Consider the following 16,312-nt stretch of genomic DNA (forward strand, 5'->3'; position numbering starts at 1 on the left):
CGCCCGTGGCGGCCCTGTCCGTTTTACTTTACCCCGCAGAAAACTTACATTAATGCGGTTAAAAGTCCGTATTCGAATCAAGCAGGATTTTCCATGTATATGTCCACGTCTGAGATACGCGCTGCGTTTCTCGAGTATTTCCGTTCCCAGGGGCACCAGGTTGTCTCCTCCAGCTCGCTGGTACCGCATAACGACCCGACCCTGTTGTTTACCAACGCGGGTATGAACCAGTTCAAGGACGTGTTCCTTGGCGCAGACAAGCGTGCCTACAACCGCGCGACGACCTCCCAGCGTTGCGTGCGTGCCGGTGGTAAGCACAACGATCTGGAAAACGTCGGCTATACCGCTCGTCACCACACCTTCTTCGAGATGCTGGGCAACTTCAGCTTCGGCGACTACTTCAAACAGGATGCCATCAAGTTTGCCTGGGGCTTCCTGACCGAGGTGCTGCAACTGCCGAAAGAGCGCCTGCTGGTGACCGTCTACGCGACTGACGATGAAGCCTTCGACATCTGGGAAAAAGAGGTCGGTGTACCGGCCGATCGCATCGTGCGCATCGGTGACAACAAGGGCGCCCCGTACGCTTCCGATAACTTCTGGGCCATGGGCGATACCGGTCCGTGCGGTCCCTGCACCGAGATCTTCTACGATCACGGCGATCACATCTGGGGCGGCCGTCCCGGCTCACCGGAAGAGGATGGCGACCGTTTCATCGAGATCTGGAACGTGGTGTTCATGCAGTTCAACCGTCAGGCTGACGGCACCATGGAGCCGCTGCCGCGCCCGTCCGTGGATACCGGCATGGGCCTGGAGCGAATCTCCGCCATCATGCAGGGGGTTCACTCCAACTACGAAATCGACATCTTCCAGGCGCTGATCAAGAAAGCGGCCGAGATTGTCGGCACCACCGATCTGAGCAACCAGTCCCTGCGCGTCATCGCGGACCACATCCGCTCCTGCGCCTTCCTGGTGGCTGACGGCGTCATGCCCTCCAACGAAGGTCGCGGCTACGTGCTGCGCCGCATCATCCGCCGCGCCGTGCGTCACGGTCGCAAGCTGGGCGCCACCGATGTCTTCTTCTACAAGCTGGCCGCCGAGCTGGCAGCTCAGATGAAGGATGTCGCTGCCGAGCTGATCGCCCAGCTGCCGCTGGTCGAGCGTGTGCTGCGCATTGAAGAAGAGCAGTTCGCCCGCACCCTGGATCGCGGTCTGTTGCTGCTGGAAGACGCTCTGGCCAACCTGGGCGATGCCAAGGTCATTCCGGGCGAAGTGGTGTTCAAGCTCTATGACACCTATGGCTTCCCGGCCGACCTGACTGCCGACGTGGTGCGCGAGCGAGAGATCGGCATCGACGAAGAGGGCTTCAAGGCCGAGATGGAGAAGCAGCGCGCTCGTGCCAAGGAAGCATCCAGCTTCGGCGTGAACTACAACGAGATGCTCAAGCTCGACTTCGAGACCCCCTTCACCGGTTACAAGACCCTGACCGAGCGCACCCGTGTGGTCGGCATCTACAAGGGCGTGGACGAGGTGAGCGGTCTTATCGCCGGTGACGAAGCTGTCATCGTGCTGGAGCAGACCCCCTTCTACGCCGAGTCCGGCGGCCAGATCGGCGACAGCGGCACCTTGAAAGTGGACGACGGCATCTTTGCCGTGACCGATACCGTCAAAGCGGGCAAGGCGATCATCCACAAGGGCTACATGGAGCTGGGCACCCTGGAGAAAGGGGCCGAGGTCGAGGCCGTGGTCGATGGCGACCGTCGTCAGGCCATCGCCCTGAACCACTCGGTGACTCACCTGCTGCACGCGGCCCTGCGTCAGGCGCTGGGTGAGCACGTGACCCAGAAAGGCTCTCTGGTGGGGGCCGAGCGCATGCGCTTTGACTTCTCCCACTTCGAGGGGATGACCATGGCAACCATTCGCAGGGTCGAGGAGCTGGTCAACAACCAGATCCGCGCCAACCACGAAATCATCACCCAGCTGATGGGCCTGGAAGAGGCCAAGTCGGCCGGCGCCATGGCGCTGTTCGGTGAAAAATACGAAGACGACGTGCGTGTAGTGCGCATGGGCGACTACTCCACCGAGCTGTGCGGAGGTACCCACGCCAAGCGCACCGGTGACATCGGCTTCTTCAAGATCATCGCCGAGAGCGGCATCGCCGCCGGCGTGCGCCGCATCGAAGCGGTGACCGGCAAGGCCGCCATCGACTTCATGCATCAGGTCGGTGAGCAGATCGAAGAGGCTGCCGCGCTGGTGAAGGGCGATCAGTTCAGCATCGCTGACAAGGTTCGCCAGGTGCTGGACAAGGCCAAGATGATGGAACGCGAGCTGGAGCAGCTCAAGGCCAAGCTGGCCGCCCAGGCCGGTAACGATCTGCTGGGTCAGGTCATCGAGATCAAGGGTCAGAAGGTGCTGGTTGCAGCGCTGGAAGGGGCTGATCCGAAATCCCTGCGCGGCATGCTGGACGAACTGAAGAACCAGATGAAGTCCGGTGTGGTGCTGCTGGCAACCAGCGGCGAGGGCAAGGTCAACCTCATCGCAGGCGTCACCAGCGACCTGACCGGCAAGGTCAAGGCCGGTGAGCTGGTCAATCTGGTGGCCCAGCAGGTGGGTGGCAAGGGTGGTGGTCGTCCCGACATGGCCCAGGCGGGTGGTACCCAGCCTGAGGCAGTGCCGGCGGCCCTGCAATCCGTACACTCCTGGCTGGAAGAGCGCCTGTAATCGGGCGAGGTGATCTGTGGCACTCTATGTACAGAAGTACGGCGGCACCTCGGTCGGCACGCTGGAGCGGATCGAGGCGGTAGCTGAGCGGGTCGAACAAACCCGCGCCCAGGGACATGACGTGGTGGTGGTGGTCTCCGCCATGTCGGGCGAAACCAACCGGTTGCTGGGCATGGCCCAGCAGCTGGATCCTGATGCCAACCGGCGCGAGATGGATGTACTGGTCTCCACCGGTGAACAGGTCACCATAGCGCTGCTGGCCATCGCGTTGAACAAACGCGGTTGCCCCGCGGTCTCGATGACCGGTGATCAGGTTCGCATTCACACCGATTCCGCCTATGGCAAGGCGCGCATCACCCACATCGACACCGACCGGGTTCAGGCTGAACTGGGCGCGGGCAAGGTGGTGGTGATCGCGGGCTTCCAGGGTCGTGACGAGCACAATGCCATCACCACCCTGGGGCGCGGTGGCTCCGACACCACGGCGGTGGCCGTGGCGGCGGCCATCAAGGCCGATGAGTGCCAGATCTTTACCGACGTGGATGGGGTCTATACCACGGATCCGCGCATCGAGCCCAAGGCGCGTCGTCTCGACACCATCACCTTCGAGGAGATGCTGGAGATGGCCAGCCTGGGCGCCAAGGTGCTGCAGATCCGTTCGGTGGAGTTCGCGGGCAAGTACCGCGTGCCGCTGCGGGTGCTGTCGAGCTTTGTCGAGGGAGAGGGAACGTTAATCACATATGGAGGTGAGAGGATGGAAGCTCCCCTGGTATCCGGGATAGCGTTCAATCGCAACGAAGCCAGCCTGACCATTCTGGGTGTGCCGGACCGGCCCACCGTGGCAGCGCAGATCCTGAATCCGATCAGCGACGCCAACATTGATGTCGACATGATAGTGCAGAACACGCTGGGCGATGGCACCGCTGATTTCACCTTCACGGTGAATCGCGATGACTATCGCCGGGCGCGCGCCCTGTTGGAGGAGACCGCCAGCGAGCTGGGGGCCGCCTGCGTGCAGGGCAACGGTGAGATCGCCAAGGTTTCCATCGTCGGAGTCGGGATGTGGAACCATCCTGGCGTCGCCCGCACCATGTTCAAGGTATTGGGCGAGGAGGGGATCAACATGCAGTTGATTTCCACCTCTGAAATCAAGATATCCGTGGTGATTGACGAGAAGTACCTGGAGCTGGCAGTGCGTGCCTTGCACTCCGCTTTTGGGCTGGATCAGGAGCCTCATGAGCAGCCCTTGGGAAACAATCCCTGATTGATTTAGTTTCAACCATTTACCATATCGGTATCTTTGTAAGATAATGTCGCATATCGATATAAATACAAAACAGGATACAGGAGCAAGCGAATGCTTATTTTGACTCGTCGTGTAGGGGAAACCCTGATGATTGGTGACGAAGTGACTGTCACCGTGCTGGGCGTGAAAGGCAATCAGGTTCGTATCGGCGTGAACGCACCGAAAGAAGTTTCCGTGCACCGCGAAGAGATCTATCAGCGCATCCAGGCCGAGAAAGTACCGGGTCAATCCGGCTTCTAAGCGGCATCAATGGCTGTGACAAGGCGACACCTCATGTGTCGCCTTTTGTTTTTTCGGAGCGCCGAAAATGGCGGTGCAGGGGGCGAAAGAGCGGGATAAGTGCCGATATTGCTTGAATATTCCACGCTTTGGCCAAATACCGAGCGAACGCACTTTTTTCTCCAAAAAAGTGTTTGACTAAAAATCCCTGTGAAGTATTATCAGCCCCGCAAACGGAGAGGTGGCCGAGAGGCTGAAGGCGCTCCCCTGCTAAGGGAGTATGCGGCTTATACCCGCATCGGGGGTTCGAATCCCCCCTTCTCCGCCATTTGCGCCCGTAGCTCAGCTGGATAGAGTACCTGGCTACGAACCAGGTGGTCAGAGGTTCGAATCCTCTCGGGCGCACCATATTAGACTCACGATGAGTCATGTACTGGCAATCAGCAAGCCGGTACAACTGAAAAAGGCTTACTGTTGAGTAAGCTTTTTTTATCGCTTTAAATCAGGGCGCCCGTAGCTCAGCTGGATAGAGTACCTGGCTACGAACCAGGTGGTCAGAGGTTCGAATCCTCTCGGGCGCACCATTTAAAGCAAAATCAAAAGTTTATGAGCGCCCGTAGCTCAGCTGGATAGAGTACCTGGCTACGAACCAGGTGGTCAGAGGTTCGAATCCTCTCGGGCGCACCATTTTGAAAGCAGTACCAAAAGTTTGTGAGCGCCCGTAGCTCAGCTGGATAGAGTACCTGGCTACGAACCAGGTGGTCAGAGGTTCGAATCCTCTCGGGCGCACCATTTTGAAAGCAGTACCAAAAGTTGATGAGCGCCCGTAGCTCAGCTGGATAGAGTACCTGGCTACGAACCAGGTGGTCAGAGGTTCGAATCCTCTCGGGCGCACCATACAGACAGCCTCGACTTCGGTCGGGGCTGTTTTTTTTATATGGCCGCTCTGGGTATGGGATACGACCCGGGTGGCTTGATACTCGTCTCTTCACCTCTTCACCTCTTCACCTCTTCGCTTCTTTGCTTCAACTCTGCAGCTTCGCTGCTGAGATCGCGCTCACCCATCCGGCAACCCGCAGCCCCGTGACACAAGGGCTTCCAAGCCAGCATGACGGGCGATCGGCGTCTCTCCCTGCTTCCTGCGGCCCACTGCGCCGACTTTCGCGTTATCGCGTCCTGTGTGCATCCCTTGGTTCTCGGTCAACCCACGCCCCTTTCCGCTGATAAACCCGCTCAGAGGCGGTTTGCAGGCAATAAAAAAGGATGCCGCGGCATCCTTTTTCATCCCCGCAGTCCGGGTGTCAGCTTTTCAGCCATTTGCGAATGCGGTTGGCATCGCCGATGGGGGTGCGTTTGCCCACCGAGTTGAGCAGCACTATGGCCAGCTCCTGATTGTCCGGCTTGGCCCGCATCAGCAGGCAGCGGCCCGCTTCGTCGGTATAACCGGTCTTGGAGAGGCGCACGTCCCAGTCCGGGTTCTTCACCAGCGGGTTGGTGTTGTTGAACATCAGGCTGTAGGCCGGCGTGCGAAAGCGCATGTCCTTGCTGGTGTCCTGGGTGAACTCGCGGATCAGCGGCTGGCGATAGGCTGCCGCGATGAGCTTGGCCAGATCCTGGGCGGTGGAGACGTTGCGGGTCGACAGGCCGGTGGAGTCGTAGAAGCGACTGTTGCGCATGCCCAGCTGCTTGGCTTTGTTGTTCATGGCTCGGATGAAGGCGGGACGGCCACCCGGGTAGTGGCGGGCAAGCGCCGAGGCCATGCGGTTTTCAGAGGACATCAACGCCAGATGCAGGGCATCGCGGCGGGTCACCTGGGTGCCCATGCGAACCCGCGAATAGGTGTGTTTGATGGTGTCTCTGTCGTTCTGGTCGATGGTCAGGGTCTGGCCGAGATCCTGGCGGGCATCCAGCACCACCAGCGCCGTCATCAGCTTGGTGAGGGAGGCGATGGGACGCACCTGGGTGGGATTCTTCTGGTAGAGGGTCTTGCCCGTTCTGACATCCATCACCAGTGCGCTGCTCGATTGCAGCTGCAGTTTGGCCGGGTTGGGGGCAGCCAATGCTGCTGGCAGTCCCAGCAGTCCAACCAATGCATAAACCAGCGCCATAGCGCTAACCCGACACCGCATACTACCGACTCCATTCACGTCGAAAAAAAGGCGCTAGATTCACTCATTTTTACCCTCGCTTGACAAGAGTGCCAGCGGGTAAATCACCATTATTTCGCTAAAAAAAGGGCCATCTCGCGATGACCCTCTCTCTTTGCCTCAATCCCGTGGCGCACTGGCTTTGCGTTTGCTCAGCCAGCGCCAGATCAGCGCGATCAAACCGCCGACCAGCAGCACGATCGGCAGGCAGAGAATGATGCTGAGGAACTGGGACTGGTACTCGGCCGCCAGCTTGGTGTGACTTAGGAAGTAGCCGAAACCCACCAGCGGGCAGATCCACATGATGGAGCTGACCAGATTGACAATGAGAAAGCGCCCCTGGGGCAGTTCGGTGGCACCGACGATATAGGGGTAGGCGGTGCGCACGAAGGCGATGTAGCGGGCGGTGATCAGGGTCACGATGCCGTATTTGTCCAGCAGGTAGTAAACCTTCTGCTGGTGCTTCTCTTCCACATGAGACAGCAGCCGGTGGTAGAGCTGGGTGTGGCCCAGGAAACGCCCCTGCATGTAGCCGAGCCAGGTGCCGACGAAGGTGGCCAGGATCAGCAGCGGGATCACCCCGAGGGAGAGCACGTCCTGATAGATGAGCACGCCGGTCAGGATCAGCAGGCTGTCGCCGGGCAGAAAGGCGGTGGGAATGAAGCCGTTCTCCAGCACCAGAAAGGTCAATAACACACCGCAGACCATGAAGGCCATCTTGGGATCGGATAGCGTCACCAGATCCTGATGCATAAAGGCGTGGGCCAGTTGGTAAAACTGTTCCATAGTTGCAAACTCCGCAGGTTAGCTGGGTTGATCAAGCAAGGGCATGGCAAGCACCTTGTCGATGCGCAAACCATCCATGTCAACGATTTCCAGTTGCCACTGTTCCAGGGTGACCAGGTCTCCCGTCTGGGGAACACGACCAAGGAGCAGCATGATAAGCCCTCCGAGGGTGTGATAGTGATGTTTTTCTTCCTCCGGTAGCCGAACCAGTCCCAGGCAGTCTTTCAATTCCGGCAGCGGAATGAGGCCGTCGAGCAGCCAGCTGCCGTCGGTACGCTGAAAAGCCCAGTTGTCGTCGCCATCTTCCTGCTGGAAGTCGCCGGCCAGGGTCTCCAGCAGATCCTGCTGGGTGACCAGTCCCTGCAACTCGCCATATTCGTCCACCACCAGCACCATGTGCTCGGAGTGGGTGCGGAAGTGGTTGAGCAGCTCGAGGCCGTTGAGGGTTTCAGGCAGCAGGCTGCCATCCTGGGTCAATGCCGCCAGATCGATGGGCTCACCCTTGATATAGGCGTGCAGCACCTTGCTGACGTTGATGATGCCCACCAGTTCTGACAGGTTGCCGTCGCAGACCGGGAAGAAGCTGTGGCGATACTCCACCAGCCGCTGCAGGTTGACCTCCAGCGGCAGGGCGAGGTCGAGATAGCGGATGTCGCTGCGGGGCACCATCAGCGAGGAGAGGCTGCGTTCGTCGAGCCGGAAAACGTTGCGCAGCATGGTGTGCTCATGATCCTCGATGATCCCGGCTTCCGAACCTTCCACCAGCATGGCGTGGATCTCCTCCTGGGTCACGTTGGCGCTGCCATCCTGGCTGACTCTCAGCAGTCGCAGGCTGGCCTTGGTGGAGGCCGACAGCAGCCAGACGAAGGGACGGGTGAGGGCGGCCAGCCACAACATGGGGCGGGCCACCAGGCAGGCGATGCGTTCGGCACTGATCTGGCCGAGCCGCTTGGGCACCAGTTCGCCGATGACGATGGAGAGATAGGTGACCACCACTATGACCAGCACGGTGGCGATGAGGCCGCTGCTCTTGGCGGTCATGCCCCACTCCTGCAGCCAGAGCGCCAGCGGCTGGGCCAGCAGGGACTCGCCGTAGATACCGTTGAGCAGACCGATGCTGGTGATGCCGATCTGCACTGCGGAGAGAAAATGAGTGGGATCTTCGCTCAGCTTGAGCGCAATGGCGGCGGAGCGGCTCCCTTCGCTGACCATCTTGCTGAGGCGTGCCTTGCGTGCGGTGACGATGGCGATTTCCGACATGGCGAAAACGCCATTGAGCAAAATCAATCCAAACAGGATCAATATTTCCATACTGCGGCAGCACTCCTAGTAGAAAGATCGCTGGCAGTGTAATGAATTTGGGGGCGCTGCGCTTGTGAAAGCGGGTGATTTGGCTCGCTAATTTTGCATGACAACGCGCGAAATGAAGGGGAGTGGTGGCGGGCGGGCAACAAAAAGCCCCCTGCAGGAGGGGGCTTTTGCGAGGCGGATGCCGGCTTACAGCGCGGCGATCTCGGCCTGTTGGGCTTCCAGCTTGGTCAGCTGGAGACGGTAATCTTCCAGCTTCTCGCGCTCCTTGGCGATGACCGCTTCCGGCGCCTTGGCGACGAAGGCTTCGTTGCCAAGCTTGCCTTCGATGCGGCCGCACTCGCCCACCAGACGGGCTACCTCTTTGGCCAGACGGGCCAGTTCGGCATCCTTGTCGATGAGACCAGCCATCGGGATCAGCAGTTCGGTAGCACCGATCAGCTTCTTCACCGACAGCGGCGCGGCTTCACCTTCGCCAAGCACGCGGATGGATTCCAGACGGGCCAGCGACTTGAGGAAGGCCTCGTTGTCGGCTGCACGCTCGGCATCCTTGGCATCGCACTGGAGCAGCACGTTGAGCGGGACGCTCGGCGCTACGTTCATCTCGGCGCGGATGTTGCGGATGCTGACGATGAACTCCTTCACCCACTCCTGATCCGCCATCGCGGCGTCGTCCACCTTGGCGGCGTCGAACTCCGGGAAGGCCTGCATCATGATGGTGTCGGCGTGTACGCCGGCCAGCGGGGCGACCGATTTCCAGATGGTCTCGGTGATGAACGGGATGATCGGGTGTGCCAGACGCAGCAGGGTTTCCAGCACGGTCACGAGGGTGTGGCGGGCAGCGCGCTGCTCGGCCTCGGAACCCTTGGTCAGTACCGGCTTGGTCAGCTCCAGATACCAGTCACAGAACTGGTTCCAGATAAATTCGTACAGCACGCCGGCGGCGATGTCGAAGCGGTAGGTATCGAGGGCGGTACGGAAGTCACGGATGGCCACCTGCAGCTGGGACTGGATCCAGCGATCCGCCAGACTGAACTGCATTTCTCCACCGGCAAAGCCACAATCCTGATCTTCGGTGTTCATCAGCACGTAGCGGGAGGCGTTCCACAACTTGTTGCAGAAGTTGTTGTAACCATCCAGGCGCTTCATGTCCCAGTTGATGTCACGACCGGTAGAGGCCAGCGCCGCCAGGGTGAAGCGCAGGGCGTCGGTACCGTGGGCCTCGATCCCTTCCGGGAACTGCTTGGCGGTACGCTTGCCGATCTTCTCGGCCATCTGCGGCTGCATCATGTTGCCGGTGCGCTTCTCCAGCAGGTCCTCGAGGCTGATGCCGTCGATCATGTCGAGGGGATCCAGCACGTTGCCCTTGGACTTGGACATCTTCTGGCCTTCTTCGTCACGGATGAGGCCTGTGATGTAGACGGTCTTGAACGGCACTTGCGGCTGGCCGTTTTCGTCCTTGATGAAGTGCATGGTCATCATGATCATCCGGGCGATCCAGAAGAAGATGATGTCGAAGCCGCTCATCAGCACGTCGGTCGGGTGGAAGGTCTTGAGCGCCTCTGTGTTGTTCGGCCAGCCCAGGGTGGAGAAGGTCCACAGGGCGGAGCTGAACCAGGTGTCGAGCACGTCTTCGTCCTGACGCAGCACGGTCACGGACGGGATGCTGTGCTTGGCGCGCACTTCATCTTCGTTGCGGCCCACGTAGACGTTGCCGGCGTCGTCATACCAGGCCGGGATGCGGTGACCCCACCACAGCTGACGGGAGACGCACCAGTCCTGAATGTCGCGCATCCAGGAGAAGTACATGTTCTCGTACTGCTTGGGCACGAACTGGATGCGGCCATCTTCCACCGCCTCGATGGCGGTCTTGGCCATCGGCGCCACGCGCACGTACCACTGGTCGGTCAGCATCGGCTCGATGGGCACGCCGCCGCGATCGCCGTAGGGCTGCTGCAGCACGTGATCCTTGATCTCGGCAAGCAGGCCCAGCTCGTCCAGCTTGGCGACGATGGCCTTGCGGGCGGCAAAGCGTTCCATCCCGGCGAACTCGGTCGGCAGGGTGGCGTCATAGGCGGTGCTCGGGTTGCCGTTGGAGTCAACCACTTCGGCCTCGGCGCGCACGTGGGCGTCCAGGGTGAAGATGTTGATCATCGGCAGGTTGTGGCGCTTGCCCACTTCGTTGTCGTTGAAGTCGTGGGCCGGGGTGATCTTCACGCAGCCGGTGCCCTTCTCCATGTCGGCGTGCTCGTCGGCGACGATGGGGATCAGACGGTTCACCAGCGGCAGCAGAATGTGCTGACCGATCAGCGCCTTGTAGCGCGGGTCTTCCGGGTTCACCGCGACGGCGGTATCACCCAGCATGGTTTCCGGACGGGTGGTGGCGACGATCAGGTGATCCTGGCCTTCGGCGGTCTTGGCGCCGTTGGCCAGCGGGTAGCGCAGGTGCCACATGTGGCCCTTGATCTCGCGGTTTTCCACTTCCAGGTCAGAGATGGCGGTGTTGAGCTTGGGATCCCAGTTCACCAGGCGCTTGCCGCGGTACATCAGGCCATCTTCGTAGAGACGGACAAACACTTCCTGCACGGCAGCGGAGAGACCTTCATCCATGGTGAAGCGCTCGCGCTCCCAATCCACGGAGTCGCCCAGACGGCGCATCTGGCGGGTGATGGTGCCGCCGGACTCTTCCTTCCACTGCCAAATCTTGTCGATGAAGGCTTCCCGGCCGTAATCGTGGCGGGTCTTGTCCTCTTCTGCGGCGATCTTGCGCTCAACCACCATCTGGGTGGCGATACCGGCGTGGTCGGTACCCGCCTGCCACAGGGTGTTCTTGCCCTGCATGCGGTTGTAGCGGATCAGGGTATCCATCAGGGTTTGCTGGAAGGCGTGACCCATGTGCAGGCTGCCGGTGACGTTCGGCGGCGGGATCATGATGCAGAAGGAGTCTTTGCTGGTGTCGCCGTGGGGCTTGAAGTAGCCCTGAGCTTCCCAGTGCTGGTAGAGCGCCTGTTCGATGGCGTTGTGATTAAAAGTCTTTTCCATGGTCTCGCCGTAATCTGGATGGATGGATTCTGGTGTTGATTCGTGGTGGATCACAGGCGGCGCAGTCAGGGCTGCGCCGGATCCGGTGCGGCAAGGACGGGCTGATCCCTCATCTCGAGGGTGTGGCCTGCCTGGCGATAGTGCTTGTAGCGCTCGCGGGCTTGCTGCTTTTGCGTTTCGTCAGTGGGGACAAAATCTACCACTTGAGCGAAGTGTCCTGCAAACAAAGGTGTCTGTTTGGCCAGATTGATGAGGCGGGCGTAGCGCCGTCGTGGCGGCTGGTGACCGATCTCCACCGGTGCCTGGCCGCTCTCACCCTGCAACTGGTGCGGCACGAAGCGCTCCGGCGGCAGCTGCCACAGCAGCTCGTCGAGGCGCAGGGCCTGCGCTTCATCGTCGCACAGCAGGTAGATATGGCCCGCCCCCCACGACTCTGCCGCAAGGCTGCAGGCGAGTCGCTCGACGGCAGAGGCCTGCGCGTCATCCGGTTCGCTCATCAGGTAAAAGGTCACTTGGCTCATCAGGTTGATCCCGTTTGCGGTGACGGATAATTGACCGCCGGTAAGGACGGGCAGGGGGTATTCCTGCCCACCCTCAATGAAACAAGGAAGAGGCGGGCCTCTTCCTTGTGGTGCAGGGCAACTTCCGCTCGCCCGATGGCATCGCCGGGCGAGGTGTGGAAATTACTCCTTCTCTTCGATGTCCACCCCGGACCGGTTCAGCAGGAACTGGGTCAGCAGGGGCACCGGACGCCCGGTGGAGCCCTTCTCCTTGCCACTCTTCCAGGCAGTCCCGGCGATATCCAGGTGGGCCCAGTTGTACTTCTTGGTGAAGCGTGACAGGAAGGCGGCGGCGGTGATGGTACCGGCCGGACGACCACCTATGTTGGCCATGTCGGCAAACGGACTCTCCAGCTGTTCCTGATACTCGTCGAACAGCGGCAGACGCCAGGCGCGATCACCCGCCTGCTCGGAGGCATTGAGCAGCTCGTGGGCCAGCGGGTTGTGGTTGGCCAAGAGGCCCGTGGTGTGGTGACCCAGGGCGATGATGCAGGCACCGGTCAGGGTGGCCACGTCGATCACGGTTTCCGGATCAAAGCGATCCACGTAGGTCAGCGCATCGCACAGCACCAGGCGGCCTTCCGCATCCGTGTTCAGCACTTCGATGGTCTGGCCGGACATGGAGGTGAGGATGTCACCCGGGCGATAGGCGTTGCCACCCGGCATGTTCTCGCAGCCCGCCAGCACGCCGATGACGTTGATGGGCAGCTGCAGCTGGGCCAGAGCGTGCATGGTACCGAGCACGGAGGCGGCGCCACCCATGTCGTACTTCATCTCGTCCATGCCGTCGGCCGGCTTGATGGAGATGCCGCCGGAGTCGAAGGTCAGTCCCTTGCCGACCAGCACGATGGGCTTGGCATCCGGATGACCCTTGTATTCGATGATGGCCATCATGGCTTCGTTGTCGGAGCCACGGGCCACCGCTAGGTAGGAGTTCATGCCGAGCTCGGCCATCTCCTGCTCGCCGATCACCTTGGTGGTGATGTTGTCGAACGCATCGGCCAGACGACGGGCCTGGGAGGCGAGATAGGCCGGATTGCAGACATTGGGCGGCATGTTGGCCACGTCGCGACAGACGCGCACCCCTTTCGCCACGGCCAGACCGTGAGCGATGGCTTTTTCACCAATGGTCAGTTCCCGACGCGTCGGCACGTTGAATACCAGCTTGCGCAGCGGACGGCGCGGCTCGGCCTTGTTGGTCTTGAACTGGTCGAAACTGTAGAGGCCCGCCTTGGTGGTTTCCACCGCCTGGCGCACCTTCCAATAGGTATCCCGTCCTTTGACGTGCAGCTCGGTCAGGAAGCAGACCGCTTCCATGGAGCCGGTTTCGTTGAGGGTGGTGATGGTCTTGTTGATGATCTGCTTGTACTGGCGTTCGTCGAGTTCCCGCTCCTTGCCGCAACCGACCAGCAGCACGCGCTCGCTGAGCACGCCCGGTACTTGATGCAGCAACAGCATCTGGCCTGGTTTCCCTTCCAGGTCGCCACGGCGCAGCAGCGAGCTGATGTAGCCATCGCTGATCTTGTCCAGCTGTTCGGCAACCGGAGAGAGGCGACGCGGCTCGAATACGCCGACCACGACGCAGGCACTGCGTTGCTTCTCAGGACTGCCACTCTTTACACTGAACTCCATGGAATCTCCTACATCCTAAAGACAAAAGGCACCTTTTATTGAATAATGCGGTGCTTGTTGGGGTATCAGAGGCGGAGCGAACAGGCACTGGCCCCGCAGTTCAAACTGGTAAAAATCCAATATACGGCCCTATTTTTCAGGCATTCGACTAAAAACACAAGTTTACTTGGGAATGACTGTGATCGTTTTCCGATATTTGTTCAGGGAAACCCTGAAAACCCAGCTGGCGGTATTATTCGTGCTGCTGCTCATCTTCGTCAGCCAGCAATTCATCCAGATCATTGGCGATGCCGCCGATGGTGAGGTGCCGACGCGCCTGGTCTCCACCCTGCTGCTGCTCAACCTGCCCAACATGGCCCTGCTGATGCTGCCCATCAGCCTGTTTTTGGCCATCTTGTTCGCTCACGGGCGCCTCTACGCCGAAAGCGAGATGACGGTGATGCATGCGGTGGGCTTCAGCCACCGTTTCGTGATGCGCAGCGCCATGGTACTGGCCCTGCTGACGGCGGCCGTCGCTGCCTTCAATACCGGCTGGATTGCCCCGCAGGCGAAGGAGCGCGAGTACCAGGTGATCGACGAGTTCAAGGCCGATCCGGGGATCTCCTTCCTGCAGGCCGGCCGCTTCATGGAGCTCGACAAGGGGCGCCTGGTGGCCTACATCCAGGATCTCAACGACAAGGGCTCCAAACTGCAGAAAATCTTCGTGTTGCAGCGCTCCCAGGATGGCAAGCCGCCGTCGGTGGTGGTGGCGACCGAAGGGGTGGTCACGGTCGACAGCAACGGCCTGCAGTGGCTGACCCTCAAGGATGGCTCCCGCTACGAGGGGCACTTCAATACCCGCCAGTTCCAGATCTCCGAATTCGACGAGTACAGCCTGGTGATCCGCCAGCAGGAGATGGAGCGCTCCAACCGCAAGGCGGCGGCCAAGCCGACCATGGAGCTGCTGGGCACCCAGGACAACCAGTTGATGGCCGAGCTGCAGTGGCGCCTGTCGCTGCCGCTCTCCATTCTGGTGCTGACCTTCCTGGTGGTGCCACTGGCGCGGGTCAACCCCCGTCAGGGCCGCTATGCCAAGCTGTTGCCGGCCATCCTGCTCTACCTCTCCTACTTCCTGCTGCTCAGTGCTGCCCGTTCAGCCATCGACAGCGGCCGGCTGCCGCACTGGCCCGGCATGTTCCTGGTGCCGCTGGTCTATCTGCTGCTGATCGGGTTGCCGCTCAACCTGCAGGGCACCAGCTGGTGGAACGGGGTCAAGACCCTCTATTTCAAGAGAAAATCGGCATGATGTTGCCATCTGGGAGTCTCTACTGATGTTTGGCATTCTCGATAGACATGGCGACCGGGTCATTTTGCTGTCGCCCCCGCTCCATACGTCTGTATTTGAGGGAAAAATCAGCATGATGCTGCAACCGGGGAGTTTCTGCTGATGTTTGGCATTCTCGATAGATATATCGGCCGGATCATTTTCATGTCGGTCCTGCTGTGTGAGATCACGCTGGTGGGCCTTGCGGCGCTGATCAAGTACGTGGAGCAGCTGAAGTCGGTAGGGGAAGGCAACTACGACATGCTCAGCGCCCTCTACTATGTGCTGCTCTCCATGCCGAAAGAGGCGGTGCTCTTCTTCCCGCTGGCGGCCCTGCTGGGCGGCCTCATCGGTCTGGGCCAGCTGGCGACCAGCTCGGAGCTGGTGGTGATGCAGGCGGCGGGCCGCTCCAAGATCAGTATCGTGATGGCGGCGCTCAAGACCGCCATCCCGCTGATGATCCTGGTGGGGCTGATGGGGGAGTACGTGGCGCCCATCGCCAAGCGGATGGCGGATGACATCAAGGCGGGGGCCCTGTCGGAAGGGCGGTTGACCGTGTCGGCTTACGGGGTGTGGGCGCGCGATGGCAATAACTTCGTCAACATCAACGGGGTGCGCAACGATGGTGCGCTGACCGGCATCACTCTTTACCGTTTCACCCCGGAGCGCAAGCTGATCGATATCCTGCAGGCGCAGGAAGGGGTGTTCGAGCAGCATCACTGGCTGCTCAAGCAGGTGCAGGTGACCCGTTTTGACGATCCCAAACAGATCCTGAGCGAGACCCAGCCCCAGATGGAGTGGAGCTCCGAGCTCACCCCCAAACAGCTCGGGGTGGTGAGCGTCGATCCCGAAAACCTGCCGGTGGCGGGACTGCTGGATTACATCGGCTATCTGGATGCCAACAAGCAGGATGCCGGGCGCTACAAGCTGGAGATGTGGCGCAAGCTGCTGTCACCGCTCTCGGTGGTGGCGATGATCCTGCTGGCCTCCTCCTTCATCTTCGGCCCGCTGCGCTCGGTCAGCATGGGCGCTCGGATGTTGATGGGGATCATGACGGGCTTCGCCGTCTACGTCAGCGATCGGGTGTTCGGCCCCATCAGCCTGGTGTACGCGGTGCCACCGATCCTGGCGGCCATCGCGCCCAGCCTGCTGTTTGGCGGCATCTCCTTCTATATCCTGAGCCGCAAGCAGTAGCGGCCTGAAGGGCGGTGGCGCTGCTGACAAAGGCGGTCATCGCTCCTGCTGCACTGCTGTTTGGCGGTATCTCCTTCTATATCCTGAGCCGCAAGCA

The 16,312-nt window shown here is 60.5% G+C and carries 11 protein-coding genes and 6 tRNA genes; 11 read left to right on the forward strand and 6 right to left on the reverse strand.

The genetic code is table 11. The features are described from left to right. Nucleotides 1–93: 93 nt before the first annotated feature. The 9 genes from alaS to BN1143_RS08135 all read left to right on the forward strand — a co-directional run bounded on the left by alaS (nt 94) and on the right by BN1143_RS08135 (nt 5,140). Nucleotides 94–2,718 (forward strand): alanine--tRNA ligase, encoded by a 2,625-nt coding sequence (gene alaS / locus BN1143_RS08095; RefSeq protein WP_042050241.1) that lies wholly within the window; start codon nt 94–96, stop codon nt 2,716–2,718. A 16-nt stretch (nt 2,719–2,734) separates the two neighbouring features. Beyond that, a complete protein-coding gene (locus tag BN1143_RS08100) occupies nt 2,735–3,982 on the forward strand; it encodes an aspartate kinase (RefSeq protein ID WP_005305167.1) in 1,248 nt (415 codons plus the stop codon). 93 nt (nt 3,983–4,075) lie between these two features. After that, nucleotides 4,076–4,264 (forward strand): carbon storage regulator CsrA, encoded by a 189-nt coding sequence (gene csrA / locus BN1143_RS08105; protein WP_005305164.1) that lies wholly within the window; start codon nt 4,076–4,078, stop codon nt 4,262–4,264. Between the two features lie 214 nt (nt 4,265–4,478). Beyond that, nucleotides 4,479–4,571: transfer RNA gene (locus tag BN1143_RS08110), tRNA-Ser, on the forward strand. 3 nt (nt 4,572–4,574) lie between these two features. Further along, nucleotides 4,575–4,651: transfer RNA gene (locus BN1143_RS08115), tRNA-Arg, on the forward strand. A gap of 99 nt (nt 4,652–4,750) precedes the next feature. After that, nucleotides 4,751–4,827 (forward strand) — tRNA-Arg (locus tag BN1143_RS08120). 26 nt (nt 4,828–4,853) lie between these two features. After that, a tRNA-Arg gene (locus BN1143_RS08125) sits at nt 4,854–4,930 on the forward strand. A gap of 28 nt (nt 4,931–4,958) precedes the next feature. Beyond that, nucleotides 4,959–5,035 (forward strand) — tRNA-Arg (locus BN1143_RS08130). A 28-nt stretch (nt 5,036–5,063) separates the two neighbouring features. Continuing rightward, nucleotides 5,064–5,140: transfer RNA gene (locus BN1143_RS08135), tRNA-Arg, on the forward strand. 404 nt (nt 5,141–5,544) lie between these two features. On the opposite strand, the gene pbpG is transcribed toward BN1143_RS08135, so the two are convergent. The 6 genes from pbpG to pepA all read right to left on the reverse strand — a co-directional run bounded on the left by pbpG (nt 5,545) and on the right by pepA (nt 13,718). Beyond that, nucleotides 5,545–6,372 carry a D-alanyl-D-alanine endopeptidase gene (pbpG, locus tag BN1143_RS08140; RefSeq protein WP_042050242.1) on the reverse strand — a complete coding sequence of 276 codons (828 nt, stop codon included), beginning with the start codon at nt 6,370–6,372 and terminating at the stop codon, nt 5,545–5,547. A 138-nt stretch (nt 6,373–6,510) separates the two neighbouring features. After that, nucleotides 6,511–7,176 (reverse strand): DedA family protein, encoded by a 666-nt coding sequence (locus BN1143_RS08145; protein ID WP_005305157.1) that lies wholly within the window; start codon nt 7,174–7,176, stop codon nt 6,511–6,513. Nucleotides 7,177–7,194: 18 nt separating this feature from the next. After that, nucleotides 7,195–8,487: a hemolysin family protein gene (locus tag BN1143_RS08150; RefSeq protein ID WP_042050243.1), complete on the reverse strand. Its 1,293-nt coding sequence runs from the start codon at nt 8,485–8,487 to the stop codon at nt 7,195–7,197. Nucleotides 8,488–8,673: 186 nt separating this feature from the next. Next, nucleotides 8,674–11,526: a valine--tRNA ligase gene (locus BN1143_RS08155; RefSeq protein ID WP_042050244.1), complete on the reverse strand. Its 2,853-nt coding sequence runs from the start codon at nt 11,524–11,526 to the stop codon at nt 8,674–8,676. Nucleotides 11,527–11,591: 65 nt separating this feature from the next. Beyond that, nucleotides 11,592–12,047 carry a DNA polymerase III subunit chi gene (locus tag BN1143_RS08160; RefSeq protein WP_024943393.1) on the reverse strand — a complete coding sequence of 152 codons (456 nt, stop codon included), beginning with the start codon at nt 12,045–12,047 and terminating at the stop codon, nt 11,592–11,594. A 162-nt stretch (nt 12,048–12,209) separates the two neighbouring features. Next, the gene (gene pepA / locus BN1143_RS08165; protein WP_005305141.1) at nt 12,210–13,718 is read right to left on the reverse strand and encodes a leucyl aminopeptidase; all 1,509 of its coding nucleotides are present in this window, start codon (nt 13,716–13,718) and stop codon (nt 12,210–12,212) included. Nucleotides 13,719–13,890: 172 nt separating this feature from the next. Here pepA and lptF point away from each other — a divergent pair, with 172 nt between their 5' ends. Continuing rightward, nucleotides 13,891–15,003, forward strand: coding sequence for an LPS export ABC transporter permease LptF (lptF, locus tag BN1143_RS08170; RefSeq protein WP_017765325.1), 1,113 nt, complete (start codon nt 13,891–13,893; stop codon nt 15,001–15,003). Between the two features lie 141 nt (nt 15,004–15,144). After that, nucleotides 15,145–16,215 carry an LPS export ABC transporter permease LptG gene (gene lptG / locus BN1143_RS08175; RefSeq protein WP_010636091.1) on the forward strand — a complete coding sequence of 357 codons (1,071 nt, stop codon included), beginning with the start codon at nt 15,145–15,147 and terminating at the stop codon, nt 16,213–16,215. Nucleotides 16,216–16,312 lie beyond the last annotated feature (97 nt).

This window comes from Aeromonas dhakensis (genome assembly GCF_000820305.1).
Taxonomy (GTDB): Bacteria; Pseudomonadota; Gammaproteobacteria; order Enterobacterales; family Aeromonadaceae; genus Aeromonas; species Aeromonas dhakensis.

What these genes read in the sequence shown, in the direction of transcription:
- csrA (WP_005305164.1), top strand. Translation starts at nt 4,076, where the DNA reads ATGCTTATTTTGACTCGTCGTGTAGGGGAAACCCTGATGATTGGTGAC.
- pbpG (WP_042050242.1), bottom strand. Translation starts at nt 6,372, where the DNA reads ATGCGGTGTCGGGTTAGCGCTATGGCGCTGGTTTATGCATTGGTTGGA.
- alaS (WP_042050241.1), top strand. Translation starts at nt 94, where the DNA reads ATGTATATGTCCACGTCTGAGATACGCGCTGCGTTTCTCGAGTATTTC.
- lptF (WP_017765325.1), top strand. Translation starts at nt 13,891, where the DNA reads ATGACTGTGATCGTTTTCCGATATTTGTTCAGGGAAACCCTGAAAACC.
- pepA (WP_005305141.1), bottom strand. Translation starts at nt 13,718, where the DNA reads ATGGAGTTCAGTGTAAAGAGTGGCAGTCCTGAGAAGCAACGCAGTGCC.
- lptG (WP_010636091.1), top strand. Translation starts at nt 15,145, where the DNA reads ATGTTTGGCATTCTCGATAGATATATCGGCCGGATCATTTTCATGTCG.
- BN1143_RS08160 (WP_024943393.1), bottom strand. Translation starts at nt 12,047, where the DNA reads ATGAGCCAAGTGACCTTTTACCTGATGAGCGAACCGGATGACGCGCAG.
- BN1143_RS08150 (WP_042050243.1), bottom strand. Translation starts at nt 8,487, where the DNA reads ATGGAAATATTGATCCTGTTTGGATTGATTTTGCTCAATGGCGTTTTC.
- BN1143_RS08145 (WP_005305157.1), bottom strand. Translation starts at nt 7,176, where the DNA reads ATGGAACAGTTTTACCAACTGGCCCACGCCTTTATGCATCAGGATCTG.
- BN1143_RS08155 (WP_042050244.1), bottom strand. Translation starts at nt 11,526, where the DNA reads ATGGAAAAGACTTTTAATCACAACGCCATCGAACAGGCGCTCTACCAG.